Annotated in this window: 19 protein-coding genes; 8 read left to right on the top strand and 11 right to left on the bottom strand. The window is 52.7% G+C overall.

Translation table 11 applies throughout. The features are described 5' to 3' along the window. Window positions 1–84 precede the first annotated feature (84 nt). The 4 genes from fabI (at window position 85) to pdeR (ending at window position 6,354) form a co-directional block, all read left to right on the top strand. Window positions 85–873 carry an enoyl-ACP reductase FabI gene (gene fabI / locus ACTJJI_RS14085; RefSeq protein ID WP_014832208.1) on the top strand — a complete coding sequence of 263 codons (789 nt, stop codon included), beginning with the start codon at window positions 85–87 and terminating at the stop codon, window positions 871–873. A gap of 154 nt (window positions 874–1,027) precedes the next feature. After that, a complete protein-coding gene (locus ACTJJI_RS14080) occupies window positions 1,028–2,014 on the top strand; it encodes a CMD domain-containing protein (protein ID WP_014832209.1) in 987 nt (328 codons plus the stop codon). 88 nt (window positions 2,015–2,102) lie between these two features. Beyond that, window positions 2,103–4,037, top strand: coding sequence for an exoribonuclease II (locus ACTJJI_RS14075; protein WP_083021432.1), 1,935 nt, complete (start codon window positions 2,103–2,105; stop codon window positions 4,035–4,037). Window positions 4,038–4,362: 325 nt separating this feature from the next. Further along, window positions 4,363–6,354 (top strand): cyclic di-GMP phosphodiesterase, encoded by a 1,992-nt coding sequence (gene pdeR / locus ACTJJI_RS14070; RefSeq protein WP_014832211.1) that lies wholly within the window; start codon window positions 4,363–4,365, stop codon window positions 6,352–6,354. Here pdeR and ACTJJI_RS14065 read toward each other — a convergent pair. Then, window positions 6,351–7,220, bottom strand: a complete 870-nt coding sequence (locus ACTJJI_RS14065) for a crotonase/enoyl-CoA hydratase family protein (RefSeq protein WP_014832212.1) — start codon at window positions 7,218–7,220, stop codon at window positions 6,351–6,353. The genes pdeR and ACTJJI_RS14065 overlap by 4 nt on opposite strands. A 193-nt stretch (window positions 7,221–7,413) precedes the next feature. Between ACTJJI_RS14065 and ACTJJI_RS14060 the strand changes: the two genes are divergently transcribed. From ACTJJI_RS14060 to osmB, 3 genes are all read left to right on the top strand, one after another. Beyond that, window positions 7,414–7,596: a YciZ family protein gene (locus ACTJJI_RS14060; RefSeq protein ID WP_014832213.1), complete on the top strand. Its 183-nt coding sequence runs from the start codon at window positions 7,414–7,416 to the stop codon at window positions 7,594–7,596. 43 nt (window positions 7,597–7,639) lie between these two features. Then, the gene (gene yciT, locus ACTJJI_RS14055; RefSeq protein WP_014832214.1) at window positions 7,640–8,392 is read left to right on the top strand and encodes a DNA-binding transcriptional regulator YciT; all 753 of its coding nucleotides are present in this window, start codon (window positions 7,640–7,642) and stop codon (window positions 8,390–8,392) included. A 261-nt stretch (window positions 8,393–8,653) separates the two neighbouring features. Continuing rightward, a complete protein-coding gene (gene osmB, locus ACTJJI_RS14050; RefSeq protein ID WP_440654501.1) occupies window positions 8,654–8,872 on the top strand; it encodes an osmotically-inducible lipoprotein OsmB in 219 nt (72 codons plus the stop codon). 102 nt (window positions 8,873–8,974) lie between these two features. Here the strand turns inward: osmB and yciH are convergent, their stop codons facing one another. From yciH to pgpB, 5 genes are all read right to left on the bottom strand, one after another. Continuing rightward, the gene (yciH, locus tag ACTJJI_RS14045) at window positions 8,975–9,301 is read right to left on the bottom strand and encodes a stress response translation initiation inhibitor YciH (protein WP_014832216.1); all 327 of its coding nucleotides are present in this window, start codon (window positions 9,299–9,301) and stop codon (window positions 8,975–8,977) included. Continuing rightward, window positions 9,301–10,038, bottom strand: a complete 738-nt coding sequence (gene pyrF / locus ACTJJI_RS14040; protein WP_014832217.1) for an orotidine-5'-phosphate decarboxylase — start codon at window positions 10,036–10,038, stop codon at window positions 9,301–9,303. Before pyrF ends, yciH begins: the two co-directional genes overlap by 1 nt. Before the next feature lie 185 nt (window positions 10,039–10,223). Beyond that, window positions 10,224–11,393, bottom strand: coding sequence for a lipopolysaccharide assembly protein LapB (gene lapB / locus ACTJJI_RS14035; protein WP_014832218.1), 1,170 nt, complete (start codon window positions 11,391–11,393; stop codon window positions 10,224–10,226). Window positions 11,394–11,399: 6 nt separating this feature from the next. Then, window positions 11,400–11,708, bottom strand: coding sequence for a LapA family protein (locus ACTJJI_RS14030; RefSeq protein WP_013096374.1), 309 nt, complete (start codon window positions 11,706–11,708; stop codon window positions 11,400–11,402). 148 nt (window positions 11,709–11,856) lie between these two features. Beyond that, window positions 11,857–12,624: a phosphatidylglycerophosphatase B gene (gene pgpB / locus ACTJJI_RS14025; RefSeq protein ID WP_046887823.1), complete on the bottom strand. Its 768-nt coding sequence runs from the start codon at window positions 12,622–12,624 to the stop codon at window positions 11,857–11,859. A gap of 198 nt (window positions 12,625–12,822) precedes the next feature. Between pgpB and ribA the strand changes: the two genes are divergently transcribed. Continuing rightward, window positions 12,823–13,413 (top strand): GTP cyclohydrolase II, encoded by a 591-nt coding sequence (ribA, locus tag ACTJJI_RS14020; RefSeq protein WP_013096372.1) that lies wholly within the window; start codon window positions 12,823–12,825, stop codon window positions 13,411–13,413. A 44-nt stretch (window positions 13,414–13,457) separates the two neighbouring features. Here the strand turns inward: ribA and acnA are convergent, their stop codons facing one another. The 5 genes from acnA to cysB all read right to left on the bottom strand — a co-directional run bounded on the left by acnA (window position 13,458) and on the right by cysB (window position 18,160). Next, window positions 13,458–16,133, bottom strand: coding sequence for an aconitate hydratase AcnA (gene acnA, locus ACTJJI_RS14015; protein ID WP_440654497.1), 2,676 nt, complete (start codon window positions 16,131–16,133; stop codon window positions 13,458–13,460). Between the two features lie 165 nt (window positions 16,134–16,298). Next, a complete protein-coding gene (gene ymiC / locus ACTJJI_RS14010) occupies window positions 16,299–16,397 on the bottom strand; it encodes a small membrane protein YmiC (protein WP_014832221.1) in 99 nt (32 codons plus the stop codon). 137 nt (window positions 16,398–16,534) lie between these two features. Beyond that, a complete protein-coding gene (locus ACTJJI_RS14005; RefSeq protein WP_072095078.1) occupies window positions 16,535–16,669 on the bottom strand; it encodes a hypothetical protein in 135 nt (44 codons plus the stop codon). 38 nt (window positions 16,670–16,707) lie between these two features. Further along, window positions 16,708–16,848 (bottom strand): YmiA family putative membrane protein, encoded by a 141-nt coding sequence (locus ACTJJI_RS14000; RefSeq protein WP_216595843.1) that lies wholly within the window; start codon window positions 16,846–16,848, stop codon window positions 16,708–16,710. A 337-nt stretch (window positions 16,849–17,185) separates the two neighbouring features. Further along, window positions 17,186–18,160 carry an HTH-type transcriptional regulator CysB gene (gene cysB / locus ACTJJI_RS13995; protein WP_006175683.1) on the bottom strand — a complete coding sequence of 325 codons (975 nt, stop codon included), beginning with the start codon at window positions 18,158–18,160 and terminating at the stop codon, window positions 17,186–17,188. Window positions 18,161–18,334 lie beyond the last annotated feature (174 nt).

The following is an 18,334-nucleotide window of genomic DNA, read 5'->3' as shown; positions in this document are numbered from 1 at the left end:
TGATTTCGAATAATTTTGAAATACTGCCTGTAACGCTATGATTTACAAGGCAAAAAACAAGCAATGAATATAAGGATTAAAGCTATGGGTTTTCTTTCCGGTAAGCGCATTCTGGTAACCGGCGTTGCCAGCAAACTGTCCATCGCATACGGCATCGCACAGGCTATGCATCGCGAAGGCGCTGAGCTGGCGTTCACCTACCAGAACGACAAGCTGAAAGGCCGTGTTGAAGAGTTTGCCGCGCAGCTGGGTTCCAGCATCGTTCTGGAATGTGACGTTGCTCAAGATGAAAGCATCGATGGCATGTTTGCTGAACTGGCAAAAACGTGGGACAAATTCGACGGTTTCGTTCACTCCATCGGCTTCGCACCTGGCGACCAGCTGGACGGCGACTACGTTAACGCGGTTACCCGTGATGGCTTCAAAATCGCGCACGACATCAGCTCCTACAGCTTCGTTGCGATGGCGAAATCTTGCCGCGCCATGCTGAACCCGGGCTCCGCCCTGCTGACGCTGTCCTACCTGGGCGCAGAGCGTGCTATCCCTAACTACAACGTTATGGGTCTGGCTAAAGCGTCTCTGGAAGCAAACGTCCGCTACATGGCGAACGCAATGGGCCCTGAAGGTGTGCGCGTTAACGCCATCTCTGCAGGTCCAATCCGCACCCTGGCCGCTTCTGGCATCAAAGATTTCCGTAAAATGCTGGCACACTGCGAAGCGGTTACGCCGATTCGTCGTACCGTTACCATTGAAGATGTGGGTAACTCTGCAGCATTCCTGTGCTCTGACCTTTCCGCGGGTATCTCCGGCGAAGTGGTTCACGTTGATGGCGGCTTCAACATCGCTGCAATGAACGAGCTGGAAATTAAATAAGTTTGTGACTCTCTTCCCGCCCGGGAAGAGAGTTTTTCTCCCCCCGCCGCCTCTCGTTATTCCGTTCTGCTATTTGTTATCACCTAACAATATTTTTCCCCTCATCCGCCTTACGCCAGGATATTGATCGCCATTTTGAGATCAAGGAACGCCCATGGAACAACGCCGTTTTTCCGGCAAAGGCCACTGGTATCACGAAACCCAGTCAAACCACGCGCAGACGGATGTCCTGCCCCTGGTGCCCGAAGCCGCTAACGTCGACGATCGTTTTTTGCTCGATTTAGCCTTACCTGATGAGATTGTCGCCGCCTGTTCTGGCTGGCTAACCCCTGCCAGAGCCTTATGTCATCTGCTGTTCCCGCTCGATATCCCCGTCAACCGCCTGCACACATTAAGTGCTTATGACAGGCTGAGCACCGCGCTGACGGTCGCGCAGGCCTGTGGGGTTCAGAGGCTCTGTAACCATTACGCCGCCCTTCTCGCCCCACTTCCTGGCCCGGACTCGTCACGTGAAAGTAACCGCCGTCTGGCACAAATCACGCAATATGCCCGCCAGCTTGCCAGCTCACCGGATGTTATTGATGATAAAGCGCAGAATCAGCTCGATGAGGTGGGCCTGACAACGTATGACATCGTGCTCATCAGCCAGATTATTGGCTTCATCGGTTTTCAGGCCCGCGTAGTCGCGGTGTTTCAGGCGCTACTGGGGCACCCCGTACGCTGGCTGCCAGGACATCATATTCAACCGCACACACTGCCCGTCAGGCCCGGCGCCTGGATCGCTCTCCTGCCTGTGGTGGAACTGCGCTATGCCAGTGCGCATCAACTCGAGTCCCTTTCACGCTGGCAAGCCGAGCCTGCCCTTCAGGCGCTAACGCCTGTGCTGTGCCATGAACCCATGCTGCTCGATCTGACGGGGGAAATCCTGAATCATTGCCGTGAAGAAGCCTGGGTAACCTCGCCGGCGCTCTCGGCGGCCGTGGAGTTGTTAACACGTTCTCCGGACCGTTTCAGTGCAGCACAGTTTAACCCGCTCACGGAGGAAGGACTTCCCGCTGACCGGGCGATTGCGCTGCTTACGCGAAGCGCGTTTGATGGCTGGCTTGAGCGCCTGAAAGTCGCGCTTGGCAAAGCGGAATAACCATACTATTTACCCAAAGACCGCTTGCTGTGGCAGTGAGAATCGCGTAAAACTGTCAGCCGCTCAATGGCTACGAAAATAGAACATTATGTTTCAGGACAACCCGCTGCTAGCGCAGCTTAAACAGCAACTGCATTCCCAGACGCCGCGTGCAGAAGGGGTCGTAAAAGCCACGGAAAAAGGCTTTGGTTTCCTTGAAGTCGACGCGCAGAAAAGCTACTTCATTCCGCCACCGCAGATGAAGAAAGTGATGCACGGTGACCGCGTCATGGCTGTCATTCATACTGAAAAAGAACGTGAATCTGCCGAGCCGGAAGAACTGATCGAGCCGTTCCTGACCCGTTTTGTGGGCAAGGTGCAGAGAAAAGACGACCGTCTCTCTATCGTGCCAGATCATCCCCTGCTGAAAGACGCCATTCCATGCCGTGCCGCTCGCGGCGTTGAGCATGATTTCAAAGAAGGTGACTGGGCCGTGGCGGAAATGCGCCGTCATCCTCTGAAAGGCGATCGTGGGTTCTATGCGGAACTGACCCAGTTCATTACCTTCGGCGACGACCATTTCGTGCCGTGGTGGGTTACGCTTGCGCGCCATAATCTTGAAAAAGAAGCCCCGAACGGCGTAGCCACCGAGATGCAGGATGAAGGGCTGGAGCGTAGGGATCTGACCGCACTGGAGTTTGTCACTATCGACAGCGCCAGTACGCAAGATATGGATGATGCGCTGTATGCTGAAGAGCGCGCCGATGGCAAACTGCTGTTAACCGTCGCCATTGCCGATCCTACCGCCTGGATTGCCGAAGGCAGCAAGCTGGACGATATCGCGAAAGTCCGTGCGTTCACTAACTACCTGCCTGGCTTTAACATCCCGATGTTACCGCGTGAACTCTCCGACGATCTCTGCTCGCTGCGTCCGAATGAAGTGCGTCCGGTTCTCGCCTGCCGCATGACCATTGCTGCGGACGGCACGATTGAAGACGATATCGAATTCTTTGCTGCCACCATTGAATCAAAAGCCAAGCTGGCTTATGACGACGTTTCTGACTGGCTGGAAAATACCGGCACCTGGAAACCGGAGTCAGACGCCATTGCTGCACAGATTCGTCTGCTGCACCGCATCTGTCTGAACCGCAGTGAATGGCGTCAAACCCATGCGCTGGTATTCAAAGATCGTCCGGACTATCGCTTTGTTCTGGGTGAAAAAGGCGAAGTGCTGGATATCGTGGCCGAGCCGCGCCGTATTGCAAACCGCATCGTCGAAGAGGCGATGATTTCCGCCAACATTTGTGCCGCACGCGTGCTGCGCGACAAGCTGGGCTTCGGTATTTATAACGTCCATACCGGCTTTGATCCGGCCAATACCGAAGCGCTGGCCGCCCTGCTGAAGAATCATGACGTGCATGTTGACCCGGAAGAGGTGCTGACCTTGCAGGGCTTCTGCAAGCTGCGTCGCGAGCTGGACGCACAGCCTTCTGGTTTCCTCGACAGCCGTATTCGTCGGTTCCAGTCCTTTGCTGAAATCAGCACAGAGCCTGGCCCGCACTTCGGCCTCGGCCTGGATGCCTACGCGACCTGGACATCTCCAATTCGTAAGTACGGCGATATGGTTAACCACCGCCTGCTCAAAGCGATCATCAAGGGCGAATCCATTGCACGTCCTCAGGATGACACGACCCTGCAGATGGCAGATCGTCGACGCCTGAACCGCATGGCGGAACGTGACGTGGGTGACTGGTTGTACGCCCGCTTCCTGCAGGATAAAGCCGGTACAGAGACTCGCTTCGCCGCAGAAATCATTGATATCAGCCGTGGGGGTATGCGTGTGCGTCTGGTGGATAACGGGGCGGTTGCCTTTATCCCTGCACCGTTCCTGCATGCCGTTCGCGACGAACTGGTCTGTAGCCAGGAAAATGGTACTGTGCAAATCAAAGGTGAAACGGTTTACAAAGTCACGGACGTGATTGACGTCACTATCGCCGAAGTCCGCATGGAAACCCGCAGTATTATCGCGCGCCCTGCCGCCTGATAAGCTATTCAAATGTCGGCCCTTTCCTTACAGGGCGGGCCGACATTTTTTTCTTCCACGCCGCTCTGCAAAATCATCATTTTTTCTTACTATTTTCAGTCTTCTTCCGCCCAATTTCGCCATAATTATCTACAGTAAAAGAGTGCCGTTATATCCGGTTACGTGAATTTTTATTGGCTGAGTATCCTTTTTTACCTGACTCGTTTTATTATAAGAAAACCGGGAAAAAACAATAAGTTCACATCGGTTCAGCCGTGGTCTCACCTCGGAAAAGCCGATCGCAAATGAATAAATTGTGCGCTAACAGGCAGCTTCAGGAGAAAACATGATGGACGATTTGGAGCAGAATTTGCTGTTTCGTTACATGGGAACTCACAGCCCCTGGTGGCGACTGACAGCGGACAGCAATGCTCTGCACCTTGCCACCAGCGAAAATGCCGATGTGACTCAGGTGGTGGCGCTGGATGATGAACAGGCCGAACTTATCCGCCAGTTAACCGTCATTACGTCCAGCATCTCAATGACGCTCTCGTTGTATGGCGAAGATGTGCCTGTTCACCTTGTCGGACGCAAAATAACCCGTAATGAATGGGCCGGTACCGCCTCTGCGTGGAACGATACGCCTTCCGTGGCCCGCGACCTGGCTCAGGGCCTGTCCTTTGCTGAGCAGGTCGTCTCCGAAGCCAACTCCGTTATCGTCATTCTCGATCAGAATGGCAATATTCAGCGGTTTAACCGCCTGAGCGAAGAGTACACCGGTCTCAAAGAACAAGAAGTTATCGGCCAGAATGTGTTTAAGTTGTTTATGAGCCGCAGTGAAGCCGCAGCCTCAAAGCGCAACATTACCGGTTTCTTTCGCAACGGCAGTTCTTACGAAGTCGAACGCTGGATCAAAACGCGAAAAGGACAACGCTTGTTTCTGTTCAGAAACAAATTTGTCCACAGCGGCAGCGGTAAAAATGAAATTTTTCTTATCTGTTCCGGCACCGATATTACGGAAGAGCGCCGCGCCCAGGAGCGCCTGCGGGTGCTGGCCAACACCGATACCATCACCGGCTTGCCGAACCGTAATGCGATCCACGAACTGATTTCAGACGCCATCGACAACCGTGGTGAGACGCAGGTTGGCGTGGTATATCTCGATCTCGATAACTTCAAAAAAGTGAACGATGCCTACGGGCATATGTTTGGCGATCAGCTCCTGCAGGCGGTTGCGCTGGCCATTCTGAGCTGTCTGGATGAAGGCCAGGTACTGGCGCGACTCGGCGGCGATGAATTTATTGTCATGGCCACCCATACCTCTCAGGGTTCTCTGGAAGCGATGGCATCACGCATTCTGACCCGTCTGCGCCAGCCGTTCAGAATTGGTCTGATTGAAATTTACACGGGCTGCTCATTAGGGATCGCCCTCGCCCCGCAGCACGGCAACGATCGGGAAAGCGTCATCCGCAATGCCGATACCGCTATGTACACCGCCAAAGAGAACGGCCGGGGCAAGTTCTGCGTCTTCTCACCGGAAATGAACCAGCGCGTGTTTGAATATCTCTGGCTGGATACCAACCTGCGTAAAGCACTGGATAACGATCAACTGCTGATCCACTATCAGCCCAAAGTCACCTGGCGCGGCGAAGTCAGAAGCCTGGAAGCGCTGGTGCGCTGGCAATCCCCAGAACGCGGATTAATTCCTCCGCTGGAATTTATCTCGTATGCTGAGGAGTCAGGGCTGATTGTGCCGCTTGGCCGCTGGGTCATGCTTGACGTGGTTCGTCAGGTGGCCAAATGGCGCGATAAGGGCATTAATCTGCGTGTGGCAGTGAACGTCTCGGCTCGTCAACTGGCCGACCAAACCATTTTTAGTGATTTAAAACAGGCCCTGAAGGATCTGGATTTTGAATACTGCCCTATCGACGTGGAGTTGACAGAAAGCTGTCTCATTGAAAACGAAGAGCTGGCGTTGTCAGTGATCAAACAGTTCAGCCAGCTTGGTGCACAAATTCATCTGGACGATTTTGGGACCGGTTACTCGTCTTTGTCCCAACTGGCACGATTCCCAATCGATGCAATCAAGCTTGATCAGTCATTTGTCCGGGATATTCATAAACAGTCCATTTCCCAGTCGCTGGTGCGGGCCATTGTCGCGGTGGCGCAGGCACTGAACTTACAGGTCATTGCTGAAGGTGTGGAGAGCGCAAAAGAAGACGCCTTTCTGACTAAGAACGGCGTCAACGAACGGCAGGGTTTTCTCTTTGCTAAGCCCATGCCCGCTGCCGCATTCGAGCGATGGCTAAAGCGATATCAGTCGCGTAAACAGCGTTAACTGGCTTTGCGTAATCCCGCCGCATGGTGACGGTTTTGCAGCATCACCAGACGCTCCATATAGGCGATATCTTTTGGCTCAAGGCAGAATGCCGCATCGACCCAATCTTCCGTGATGTCCATCAGCTCACTGCGGGGCAACTGCAGCACGCGTGTACGGGCGCGTAACATCGCCCTTACGCCGTTCAACTTCGGCCGCAGCGTGTCGATGAACGTTCTGACAGAGACGTAGCTTTGTCCAGGTTCGAACAGCACATCCACTAAACCGTGCTGTTCATACCACTCTGCCGTATGAGACTCCCCTTTATAGATGAGTTCCTCTGCCAGTTTCATGCCTGAACGGCGTGCGACCAGCGAGTATCCCCCCATGCCGGGGAAAAGATTGAAGGCGATCTCAGGGAAGCCTAAACGGGCATCGCGCTGGGACAGCACGAAGTGGTGCGCCAGCGCGGCCTCAAATCCGCCCCCTAACGCACTGCCTTCAACCATCGCCAGCGTGATAGCCCCCGTATCAAAACCCCGTGACGCCGCATGGACACAATCAACGCAGGCACGAGCATAGGCCCGTAACGCTTCGCGACGTCCATTCTGGATGCATTCTACGAAGAACTGTAAATCACCTCCCGTATTGTACATCTCGGGCACCAGCGAACCGGTTACCCAAAAATCGACCGCAAACCCGGACTGGCGAACCAGCCATGAGAGGTTCATGATCTCCTCAATTAACGCATGGTTGAAACAGGGTCGTGGCTGCGCCCGCAACATCATCCAGACTGTGCGGCGCTCCTCTTCGTAATACCCTGACAACTGAGTGAAACGTTCAGTATCGGTAAACAGTGTGCAGGTAGTCTGATTGATAACTGTCATAGTCTAATTCCTCATATAAAAAAGCGCCTTGCGCGCAGTTTTAGACTAATCCACTCATTCATCACGCTGCATGCGGGGGAATAAATTTATTACTTTCATTTATGTAATTTAGTTATTGCATTTTTTCCCTTCTCTTTTGAATCCATTTTCTGCATCATTGAAAATATTAACTTTTCGTACCCGGGATGAGATTATGTCTAACATTGATGCGCAGGCCGTAGCCCAACGAATTGATACCGTGCTGGATATACTGGTGGCGGGCGATTATCACTCTGCGATCCGTAACCTTGAGATCCTGAAGTCTGAACTTCTTGCTCAGAATGGCGCCGAAACTGCACCAGAAAACAGACAGCCAAAAGCCCCGTGGGAAGTTTAACCCCACCCTTTCCGCCCTCGTTTCGCTTTATTAAATGGATGCTATGAATTCCCGACAACAAATCATTCTGCAGATGGTCATCGATCAGGGACGCGTAAGCGTCGTCGATCTCGCTAAAACGACAGGCGTTTCTGAAGTCACAATCCGTCAGGATCTGAATCTGCTGGAAAAACAGAGCTACCTGCGTCGTGCGCATGGGTATGCGGTCCCGCTGGACAGCGAGGACGTTGAAACCCGCATGATGAACAACTATGCCCTCAAACGTGAACTGGCTGAGTTTGCCGCGTCCTTAGTGAACAATGGCGAAACGGTCTTTATTGAGAACGGCAGTAGTAACGCCCTGCTGGCCCGCACCCTGGCCGATCAAAAAGACATCACCATCATAACCGTGAGTAGCTATATCGCTCACTTGCTGAAGGAGACACGCTGTGAGGTCATTCTGCTGGGCGGCATCTACCAGAAAAAAAGTGAGAGCATGGTAGGCCCACTGACGCGTCAGTATGTTCAGCAGGTGCATTTTAGTAAGGCCTTCATCGGTATTGACGGCTGGCAGCCAGAAACCGGCTTTACCGGACGGGATATGATGCGTTCAGACGTAGTGAATGCGGTGCTGGAAAAAGAGTGTGAAGCTATCGTGCTGACCGACAGCTCAAAATTTGGCGCGGTCCATCCCTATACGATGGGGCCAATTTCCCGATTCAGTCGCGTAATTACCGATGACCGGCTGAGCGATGCACACCGGAATAAACTCGAAGAAGACGGCCTTATCGTCGATATTATTAAAAAACCCGCATGATGCCAGGTGCGCCTGAAATTCAGGCGCACCTCAAACGCTCTCTGAGATGATTCCTAACCTCCCTTTAAGAGTTTTTACCTGTTTAACCTGCCCTAAAGTCGTAAAATTAATGTTAGCGATATAACAGGAAGTGACTATCACTTGCGTGATTACGTAACACCTGCGCGACCAGCTTTCACGGAGAACAGAATTTAAGTATTCAGCTAGTCTATACTTAAAACGTACATCTTTCCGTGAATCGATAATTCAGGAGAAAGTATTATGACCTTAACCAGCAAAAAATTAGCCGCCTCTGTTCTGGCAATCACTGTAGCGATGTCCCTGAGCGCATGCTCTAACTGGTCTAAACGTGACCGTAACACCGCCATTGGCGCCGGTGCTGGTGCAATCGGTGGTGCAGTATTAACAGATGGTAGTACGCTGGGTACATTAGGTGGTGCTGCTGTTGGTGGTATTATCGGTCACCAGGTAGGCAAATAATTATTATACGCCCTGACGGGCTTTGCGTTATTTAACGCATTTCAGGTCTGACTTACGCACGTATAAAACAAGAGCCACGGTAATTACCGTGGCTCATTTATTTTAACCGCCCGCCAGTTTCACTTTCATCCCTTTGGCTTCAAGATGCGATTTAATGACATCGCGTTTATCGCCCTGGATTTCGATTATGCCGTCTTTTACGGCACCGCCGCAGCCACATTTCTTTTTCAGTTCAGCCGCCAGCTTTGCCAGCTCTGCGTCATCCAGATCAATACCCGAGATCAGACATACGCCCTTTCCTTTACGACCGCTGGTCTGGCGCTGGATGCGAACAATCCCATCGCCTTTCGGGCGCTCCGCTTTCGCTTTCGGTTCGTCAATACGCCCGGTTTCGGTTGAATAGACCAGACGACTGTTGGAGTCCGTCATTACGCCCCCTTTTTCAGTGATGCATTGATAGCCTTAAGCGTCTCTGCCGGATTAGCAGATTGGGTCACCGGACGGCCAATGACCATGTAATCCACGCCTGCCGCCAGCGCCTGCTCAGGGGTCATAATACGGCGCTGATCGCCAGCCTCACTGCCCGCAGGACGGATACCCGGCGTGACCAGTTTGAAATTCTGGCCCAGTTCCGTTTTGAAACGCACCGCTTCCTGCGCAGAACAGACGACACCATCCAGACCGCAATTCTGGGTCAGACGGGCAAGGCGTTCTGCGTGATCGGCAGGTGACAACGTCACACCCAGGTCGCGTAAGTCGTTTTCGTCCATGCTCGTCAGTACCGTTACCGCAATCAGCAATGGCGCATCCTTACCAAACGGCAGAAGCGCTTCACGCGCGGCTGTCATCATTCTCGCCCCACCCGATGCATGCACGTTGACCATCCATACACCCAACTCGGCGGCGGCAGCAACGGCGTGTGCCGTGGTGTTAGGGATATCATGGAATTTGAGGTCGAGAAAAACGTCAAAACCGCGTTGTTGCAGATCGCGCACGATTTGCGGTCCAAATAACGTGAACATCTCTTTGCCCACTTTCAGACGGCAGTCGCGAGGATCGATACCGTCGACAAAAGCCAGAGCGGCGTCACGCTTATTATAATCGAGAGCAACAACAACAGGAGAATCAGTAACTACGCGGGAAGTGGAGGAAGTAACAGACGTCATGACCAGCCCTTTTCGTCTATGGGCGCGCAGTGGCGCGGAACAGATAAACGGCGTGCATTCTACCTGTCAGCGCCACAAATTGACAGGACCGTTTTACTTCCTGCCCGGCTGGCAAACCGCACGGTGCTGAGCAGGTTTGTAAAAGCGATAAGTATGTTGTAACTAAAGTGAGGTGTTTTAAAAAATCACTGCCCATCGAGACCGCGAATGGGCTTGATGGTTGACCAGGCCCGGCATGAAGGACAGTGCCAGTAAAGCGTATAGGCGGTGAAACCACACTTCTGACAGCGGTAGCGCGGTTTGCTGCGCACCTGTTCGCCAACCATGTCACGCAGCACCATCAGGCTCTCTTTGGCGCGCCCTTCTTCTGCGTCGTTCAGGTGGTAATCCATCAGCTTGTGGAAAACCCGCATTGTAGGGTGACGCTGTAGCTGACGCGTTATATAAACCTGTGCCGTGTCGCTGCCCTCATGTTGCTCAACCACGTCGGAAAGCATCAACTCTGCGGTGGCCCCGGTGTTCTCTTCCACACAGCGACGCAGGAACGCAACCCATTCATCCTGTTTATCCAGTTGCTGATAACAGGTCTGCAGCATTTCAAGGGTTTCACTGACCAGCTCTTTGTCCTGGTCAATGACGCGCAGCAGGCTTTCAACGGCTTTGGCATAGTCGCCACTCGCCATAAAGACGCGCCCCATCATGATGGAAATACGCGCGCTGTTGCGATCTGCGGCGGCCCCTTTTTTCAACAACGTCATGGCTTTATCCATGTCGTCGTTCCCCATCTGCTGCAGAGCCAGTTCGCAGTAAAAATGGGCTATCTCAACGCGCTGTTTGTCTTTACCCAGCTTCACCAGACGTTCAGCGGTATCAATGGCTTTCTGCCAGTCGCTGGTGGCCTGGTAAATCTGCAATAACTGCTGTAGCGCGCCAATGCGGAAATCTGTTTCGTCCACCAGCTGCGAGAACATGTCTTCGGCACGGTCATACAACCCTGCCGCCATGTAATCACGTCCCAGCTGTTGTACCGCCAGCAGACGCTGATCATAGGTCAACGAGGCGCTTTCCATGAGGGTTTGGTGAATGCGAATGGCACGGTCAACTTCGCCGCGCGAGCGAAACAGGTTGCCCAGGGTCAGGTGTGCTTCAACGGTCCCGGTGTCCTCTTTTAACATGTCGAGGAACAGATCAACCGCTTTGTCCTGCTGATTGCTCAGGAGGAAGTTCACCCCCGCAACGTAGTCGCGGGAGAGTCGGTTCGCCTCATCCTGTTTTGTTTGTTGCGCACTTCTGCGGCCCATATACCAGCCATAGGCAGCGGCTACAGGCAAAAGCAGAAACAACAACTCCAGCATATTCGATTATTCCTTGACGACCGGCACACCAGAGCTTTCCGGAATGTCGGACGCAGGCGCAATTTGATGTTCGAGGCGTTTAATTTTACGTTCCGCACGCGCAAGTGAAACACGCACTTTTAACCAGAACAGGCCACAAACCAGCCAGCCAATGGCGAAACCGGCTGCGAACAAGACCGCCAGCAGGCTTGAAACACGATACTCGCCCTGCGCCAGCAGATAGTTAAACGTTACCTGTTGATCGTTTTGTGCACCCAATGTGACTGAAATGACAAAAATCGCCAATACCAGTAAGAAAATGAGTAAATATTTCACATTACTTCCCGTTATGTGGTTCAAGCGAATAAAGTGTGTTCAACTCACCGCAATCAGCCTTATAAACTACCATTTTAGCGACGGGCGCGAAACGGAAAAAGTGACGCGCCAGTCATGGATTTATGGGCAAAATGCGCAAAATCAACCATCAGACGCCGCTGTGCTCCCTTTCGGCGATCTCTTCTCTCTCTTCCGGCGGCGGCGTTAACGGACCGCAGAGCCGTTCAGCAAGCCAGGTTGCCAGGGTCACCAGCAGCCATGAAATGAGCGTCGCCACCACTAAATCACGTGGCCAGTGCATGCCCAGCAGTAAACGGCTCCCCATCACTCCCGTCGCCCAGACCAGCAAGATGGCGATAGTCACCGTACGACGCCGCGGCCACAGCAGCCCGACACCCAGAAGTGCCCAACTGGCGGCAAACATGGTGTGTCCGGATGGAAACGCAAAGCCGGTCTCTTTTTGCCAGTGCTTACGTAAGAATTTCGGGATATCCTGCTGTTCCGCAAGCTGTTCTTTCACCAGCGCACCGCGATCTTTACGTTTTAAATTGTAGAACTCATTCACCGGAACATGATGCGTTTTTTCCAGCCAGACCACAAAAGGACGCGGCTCCTGGACATGATCTTTCACCCAGGATTTCACCCCCTGGCCTACCAGAATCGCCCCACCGAGGATAGCAAAGAGCACCAGCGCTGCGCGTAGACGAAAGCGCAAGCACCACAAAAACCAGGCGCAAAGCAATACATGAGTAATGATGCCCCAGGGTTGGGTAACGGTCTCTGTTATCCAGTATAAGGTTTTCAGCCACATGGCGTTTTGCCCGGGCTGCCACATCCAGCCTGATACCCATACGGCCAGTGGCATAATCAGTAATAGGGCTGCACCTGCTGCCGTTCGTCTGGCGATTGAAAGCATGTCTTCTCCTTTTTCGCTAAGCATCACAATCATAACTGAAATTCATCCGATGGGTGGATATGTCGGATCGTGCGTTTAACGTTCGTATAGCATGGCAGCCATTAGGCGAACTCGCTGAGCTTGTGGCAAAATGAACGGATACAGAAAGCAAAAACAGGCGAAAGACACGAAAGGTGTCAGCCTACTCTGGAGAATCACATGCAGCTTAAACGTGTGGCAGAAGCCAAACTGCCAACCCCATGGGGCGATTTCCTGATGGTGGGATTTGAAGAACTGGCTACCGGACAAGATCACGTCGCCCTGGTGTATGGCGACATTTCAGGGCAGACCCCGGTACTGTCTCGCGTTCATTCGGAATGTTTGACCGGCGATGCGTTATTCAGCCTGCGCTGTGATTGCGGTTTCCAGCTGGAAGCAGCACTCTCTCATATTGCCGAAGAAGGCCGTGGCGTGCTGCTTTATCACCGCCAGGAAGGGCGTAATATTGGCCTGCTGAATAAAATCCGCGCCTACGCACTGCAGGATCAGGGTTACGATACGGTGGAAGCGAATCACCAGCTTGGCTTTGCCGCCGATGAGCGTGATTTCACGCTGTGTGCGGATATGTTCAAGCTGCTGGGCGTGGATGAAGTGCGACTGCTGACCAATAACCCGAAAAAGGTCGAAATTCTGACCGAGGCGGGGATCAATATCGTTGAGCGTGTACCGCTTATCGTGGGACGTAACCCGAAAAACGCGCATTACCTCGATACCAAAGCCGCCAAAATGGGGCATCTGCTGAGCGAGTGATCGCGAAATGCCCGGCCACGCGCTCGCGTACCGGGCTGGTTTCATCAATCCAGCATCTTACGAATCACGTAATGTAAAATGCCGTCGTTCTGGTAATAGGTAAGCTCTGTTGCCGTATCAATGCGGCACCGGCATTCGAGCACCTCTGTTTTACCGTCTGCACGCGTTAATTTTACTGGCACCGTTTTACCCGGCTGCAGAGTTTGCAGGCCGCTGATGTCAATCTGCTCTTCCCCGGTGAGGCCCAGCGTTTTGCGGGTGACGCCCTGCGGGAACTCAAGCGGCAGGATCCCCATCCCAATCAGGTTTGAACGGTGAATACGTTCAAACGATTCGGCAATGACAACGCGAACGCCAAGCAGACGCGGGCCTTTCGCCGCCCAGTCACGGCTGGAGCCGGAACCGTATTCTTTACCGGCAATCACCGCCAGCGGCGTGCCTTCCTGCTGATATTTGACGGCCGCGTCATAAATTGAGATCACTTCACTGCCCGGCAAATGACGCGTCATGCCCCCTTCCACTCCCGGCACCATTTCATTGCGGATACGGATATTGGCAAACGTGCCGCGCATCATCACTTCATGGTTACCACGACGTGAGCCGTAGGAGTTGAAATCCCGGCGCTCCACGCCCCGGCTCTGCAGATAACGGCCAGCGGGACTGTCGGCTTTGATGCTTCCTGCAGGCGAGATGTGGTCCGTGGTGACGGAGTCTCCCAGCATCGCCAGAATGCGCGCGCCGTGAATATCTTTCAGCGGCGCAGGTTCAGCCAGCATCTCATCGAAGAACGGCGACAGGCGGATATAGGTCGAATCATCCTGCCAGTCGTAGGTGTCTGAACCCACGACGTCGATGGCTTTCCATTCCGGCGTACCTTCAAACACCTCCGCATACTCTTTGCGGAACATTTCGGTAGAGACCTTCTCAACGGCCAGCGCGATTTCCCGGGCAGACGGCCAGATATCTTTCAGATAGACCGGATCATTCTTGCGATCGTGGCCAATCGGATCGGTGACCATGTTGATATTCATATTCCCGGCCAGAGCGTATGCCACGACCAGCGGTGGAGACGCCAGCCAGTTGGTCTTGACCAGCGGATGAATTCGACCTTCAAAGTTACGGTTACCGGAAAGGACGGCCCCGACGGTGAGATCGCCCTGCTTAATGGCCATTTCAATCGGTTCAGGTAGCGGGCCAGAGTTACCTATGCAGGTGGTACAGCCGTACCCTACCAGGTTAAAGCCCAGTTCATCCAGATACGGTGTTAATTTGGCCTGTGCCAGGTAATCTGAAACCACTTTGGAACCCGGCGCCAGAGAGGCTTTTACCCACGGCTGCGGTTTCAGCCCCAGCTCTACCGCTTTCTTCGCCAGGAGACCGGCCGCCATCAGCACGCTGGGGTTCGACGTGTTTGTACAGGAGGTGATGGCTGCAATGACAACCGCACCATCCGGAAGCTGATACTGATGTCCGTTCATGACATAATCGATTGGGCGGTGATCTTTTTTCGCCGTGTTGACCTCCAGTTCATTACTGGCGGCAAAGGCTTTCGGTACGTCCGTCAACGCAACCCGATCCTGTGGACGTTTTGGCCCCGCCAGGCTTGCCTCGACGGAGCCCATATCCAGTTCAAGTGTGCTGGTAAATACCGGTTCATCGCCGGGATTGCGCCACATCCCCTGCGCTTTGGTATACGCTTCAACCAGTGCCACCTGCTCTTCGCTGCGGCCACTCAGGCGCATGTATTCGAGCGTGACATTATCGATAGGGAAAAAGCCGCAGGTGGCACCATACTCCGGCGCCATATTGGCGATGGTGGCACGGTCAGCAAGCGGCAATGAATCCAGCCCGTCACCGTAGAATTCGACAAATTTCCCTACCACGCCATGCTTACGCAGCATCTGCGTAACGGTTAGTACCAGGTCGGTGGCGGTAATGCCTTCCGACAGTTTGCCGGTAAGCTTAAAGCCCACCACATCAGGGATCAGCATCGATACCGGCTGGCCGAGCATGGCGGCTTCGGCTTCGATCCCGCCAACGCCCCAGCCCAGAACGCCCAGGCCGTTAATCATGGTGGTGTGCGAATCAGTGCCCACCAGGGTATCCGGATAGGCCACCCACTCTTTATCCTGCAATTCACTCCAGACCGCTTTGCCCAGGTATTCAAGATTCACCTGATGGCAGATACCCGTACCGGGTGGAACGACGCTAAAGCGGCTAAAGGCCTGCTGCCCCCATTTGAGGAAGACGTAGCGTTCGTGGTTACGCTCCATCTCCAGACGCACGTTTTCGCCAAAGGCATCGTCGTCACCGAAGTGGTCCACGGTGACAGAGTGGTCGATAACGAGATCAACGGGAGAAAGCGGATTCACTTTTGCCGTATCGCCGCCAAGGCGCTTCACCGCTTCACGCATTGCCGCTAAGTCAACCACGGCAGGTACCCCGGTAAAGTCCTGCATCAGGACCCTTGCTGGTCGATAGGCAATTTCTCTGTCAGCATGGGCATGCTTAAGCCATCCTGCCAGCGCCTGGATATCCTCAAGGGTGACAGAATCACCATCCTGCCAGCGTAAAAGATTTTCCAGTAAAACTTTCAAGGACTTGGGTAAACGCGAAATGTCCCCAAGCGTCCTGGCTGCCAGCGGCAGGCTGTAGTAGTGCCAGGTTTTATTTTCTGCCTGTAATGTGTCCTTACTGGCTTCGCGTAGGGTTACCGACATAAGCTCCTCCTTAATTACAGAGATGTCCTGACAATCATCAGGGCTGTAATTAAAGATAACACAAAGATGTCGTAACGTTTTGATAACAACCCGAAATGATAAATCCAGGAATGTTCCCGTTCAGGGGGTAAAACAAAAAACCCCGCCGAAGCGAGGTTTTACGATTTAGTGGAAGGCCAGCCAGATAAGCTGAGACCAGAACAGAATCGACGCGGAAAAAACGCCGAGCCATGACCAGTATTTCATAGACATCATGTTATTCATCATAGGGACACCAGGCATTATTATTAAAGGTTCCGAGGTCTGTCCTCAGTTCAATATTGCTGATGTGTATTTATTAAAGAGTACAAAAGCATTGAGCCGTTATTCAGACTATTTGCATCATTACGCAATTTACTAAATTATTGTTTTTTGGGTTCGTCTTCTGCGAACACATCAATAAACGCTTGCTGCTGCGGCGTCAGTTTCCAGGACGCGGGTACGGCAGTGGCAGGTGCTTTGCGCACTTTGTGGCCGCTGTCACGAAGCTGACACATCTGTTTAACTGTTTCTGTACGTACCGTCACTGCCATATTCAACCCCAATAGTTCCAGGCCAGGAGAGCAACCACCACCCAAAACAGGGCGGAGACGAGAAAGACCGCCAGCCAGGCTTTACGCTTGAGCGCTGGATCCCTTTGCGGTTCTTCACTTCCTGAAGGCATTGCTAACCTCATACAATCGATATCGCTTATCATTTAGAGACCAAACAATTGGTACAATTAATCATCTGTTGAGATAAATCCTAAAGAAACTTTAGCCGAAAAGCCAGTGAATTTACGTATCTATTGATGGGAAATATTCATTCTTTTGACCAGAAATAAATATTTGAAAGGAAATATTTGCGAAGCTAAAAATTAGTTCTACTTTTGTCGCCAATTCACGACATTATAACCTTACTAATTAAATGGTTAATGACATTATATGGCAGGAAACTGCAGATGATGATAATTCTAATTTAGCTTTGAGAGGTTATTTCGGTATCTTTCCTGGAGGGAAAGATACCGGGAGTGATTATTTTGCCGGAAGTTTGATGTCTTTAAACATCTCTTCGATATCTTCATTTGAACGTAATGCCACGGCCGTGTCGACGACATCACGCGTTAAATGTGGGGCAAAGCGCTGAATAAAATCATACATATAGCTACGCAGGAAGGTGCTACGGCGGAAGCCAATCTTGGTGGTGCTATGGCTGAAAATATCGTGCGCATCAAGACGGACGAGGTCAGGGTCTGACACCGGATCGACCGCCATGCTGGCAATCACGCCCACCCCCAGTCCAAGCCGAACATAGGTCTTAATAACGTCAGCATCCGTTGCGGTAAAGACGATACGCGGCGTTAGTCCTGCCCGGTTAAAAGCCGTATCAAGCTCAGACCGCCCGGTGAAGCCAAAGGTATAGGTCACTAAAGGATACTGTGCCAGCTCTTCAATCGTCACCGACCCCTTGCCCGCCAGCGGGTGATCGGGCGTCACAACAATTGAGCGGTTCCAGTGGTAGCACGGGAGCATCACCAGATCGTCATACAGGTGAAGGGCTTCCGTAGCGATAGCAAAGTCCGCATTGCCCTTCGATACCGCCTCGGCGATTTGCGTTGGCGAGCCCTGATGCATATGGAGAGAAACTCGCGGATAACGTTCAATAAAGCCCTTGATGACGCCCGGTAGTGCATAACGCGCCTGGGTATGGGTGGTGGCAATATACAGCGAGCCTTTATCCGGCCAGGTATGCTCCCCCGCCACGGATTTTATGGCATCGACTTTAGAAAGGACTTCCCGCGCGATGCGGATAATCTCCTGCCCCGCGGGCGTCACCTGGGTGAGGTGTTTACCGCTACGAGCAAAAATCTGAATACCTAACTCATCTTCCAGCATGCGGACCTGCTTGCTGATGCCCGGCTGGGAGGTATATAGCCCCTCAGCGGTAGAAGAGACGTTAAGGTTGTGATTTACCACCTCAACGATATAACGAAGCTGCTGTAATTTCATGCCAGACCATCCGATTTAGCGCACGCGGTCAATCGCTTAAGACGATTTGATAATAAGAAAAGGGTTAACTATAACCACTATATCATTTATAGCCTGACTGTATAGTACGGAACAAAAAATAATAACAAGGTAATAAAAAAGGGCCGGAAGTCCGGCCCTTTAACAGGTAAGTTA

Source organism: Enterobacter sp. 22466 (assembly GCF_052044775.1).
GTDB lineage: Bacteria > Pseudomonadota > Gammaproteobacteria > Enterobacterales > Enterobacteriaceae > Enterobacter > Enterobacter dissolvens.
Note: the sequence above shows the minus strand (reverse complement) of the source record. Positions and strands in the feature narration are given on the sequence as shown.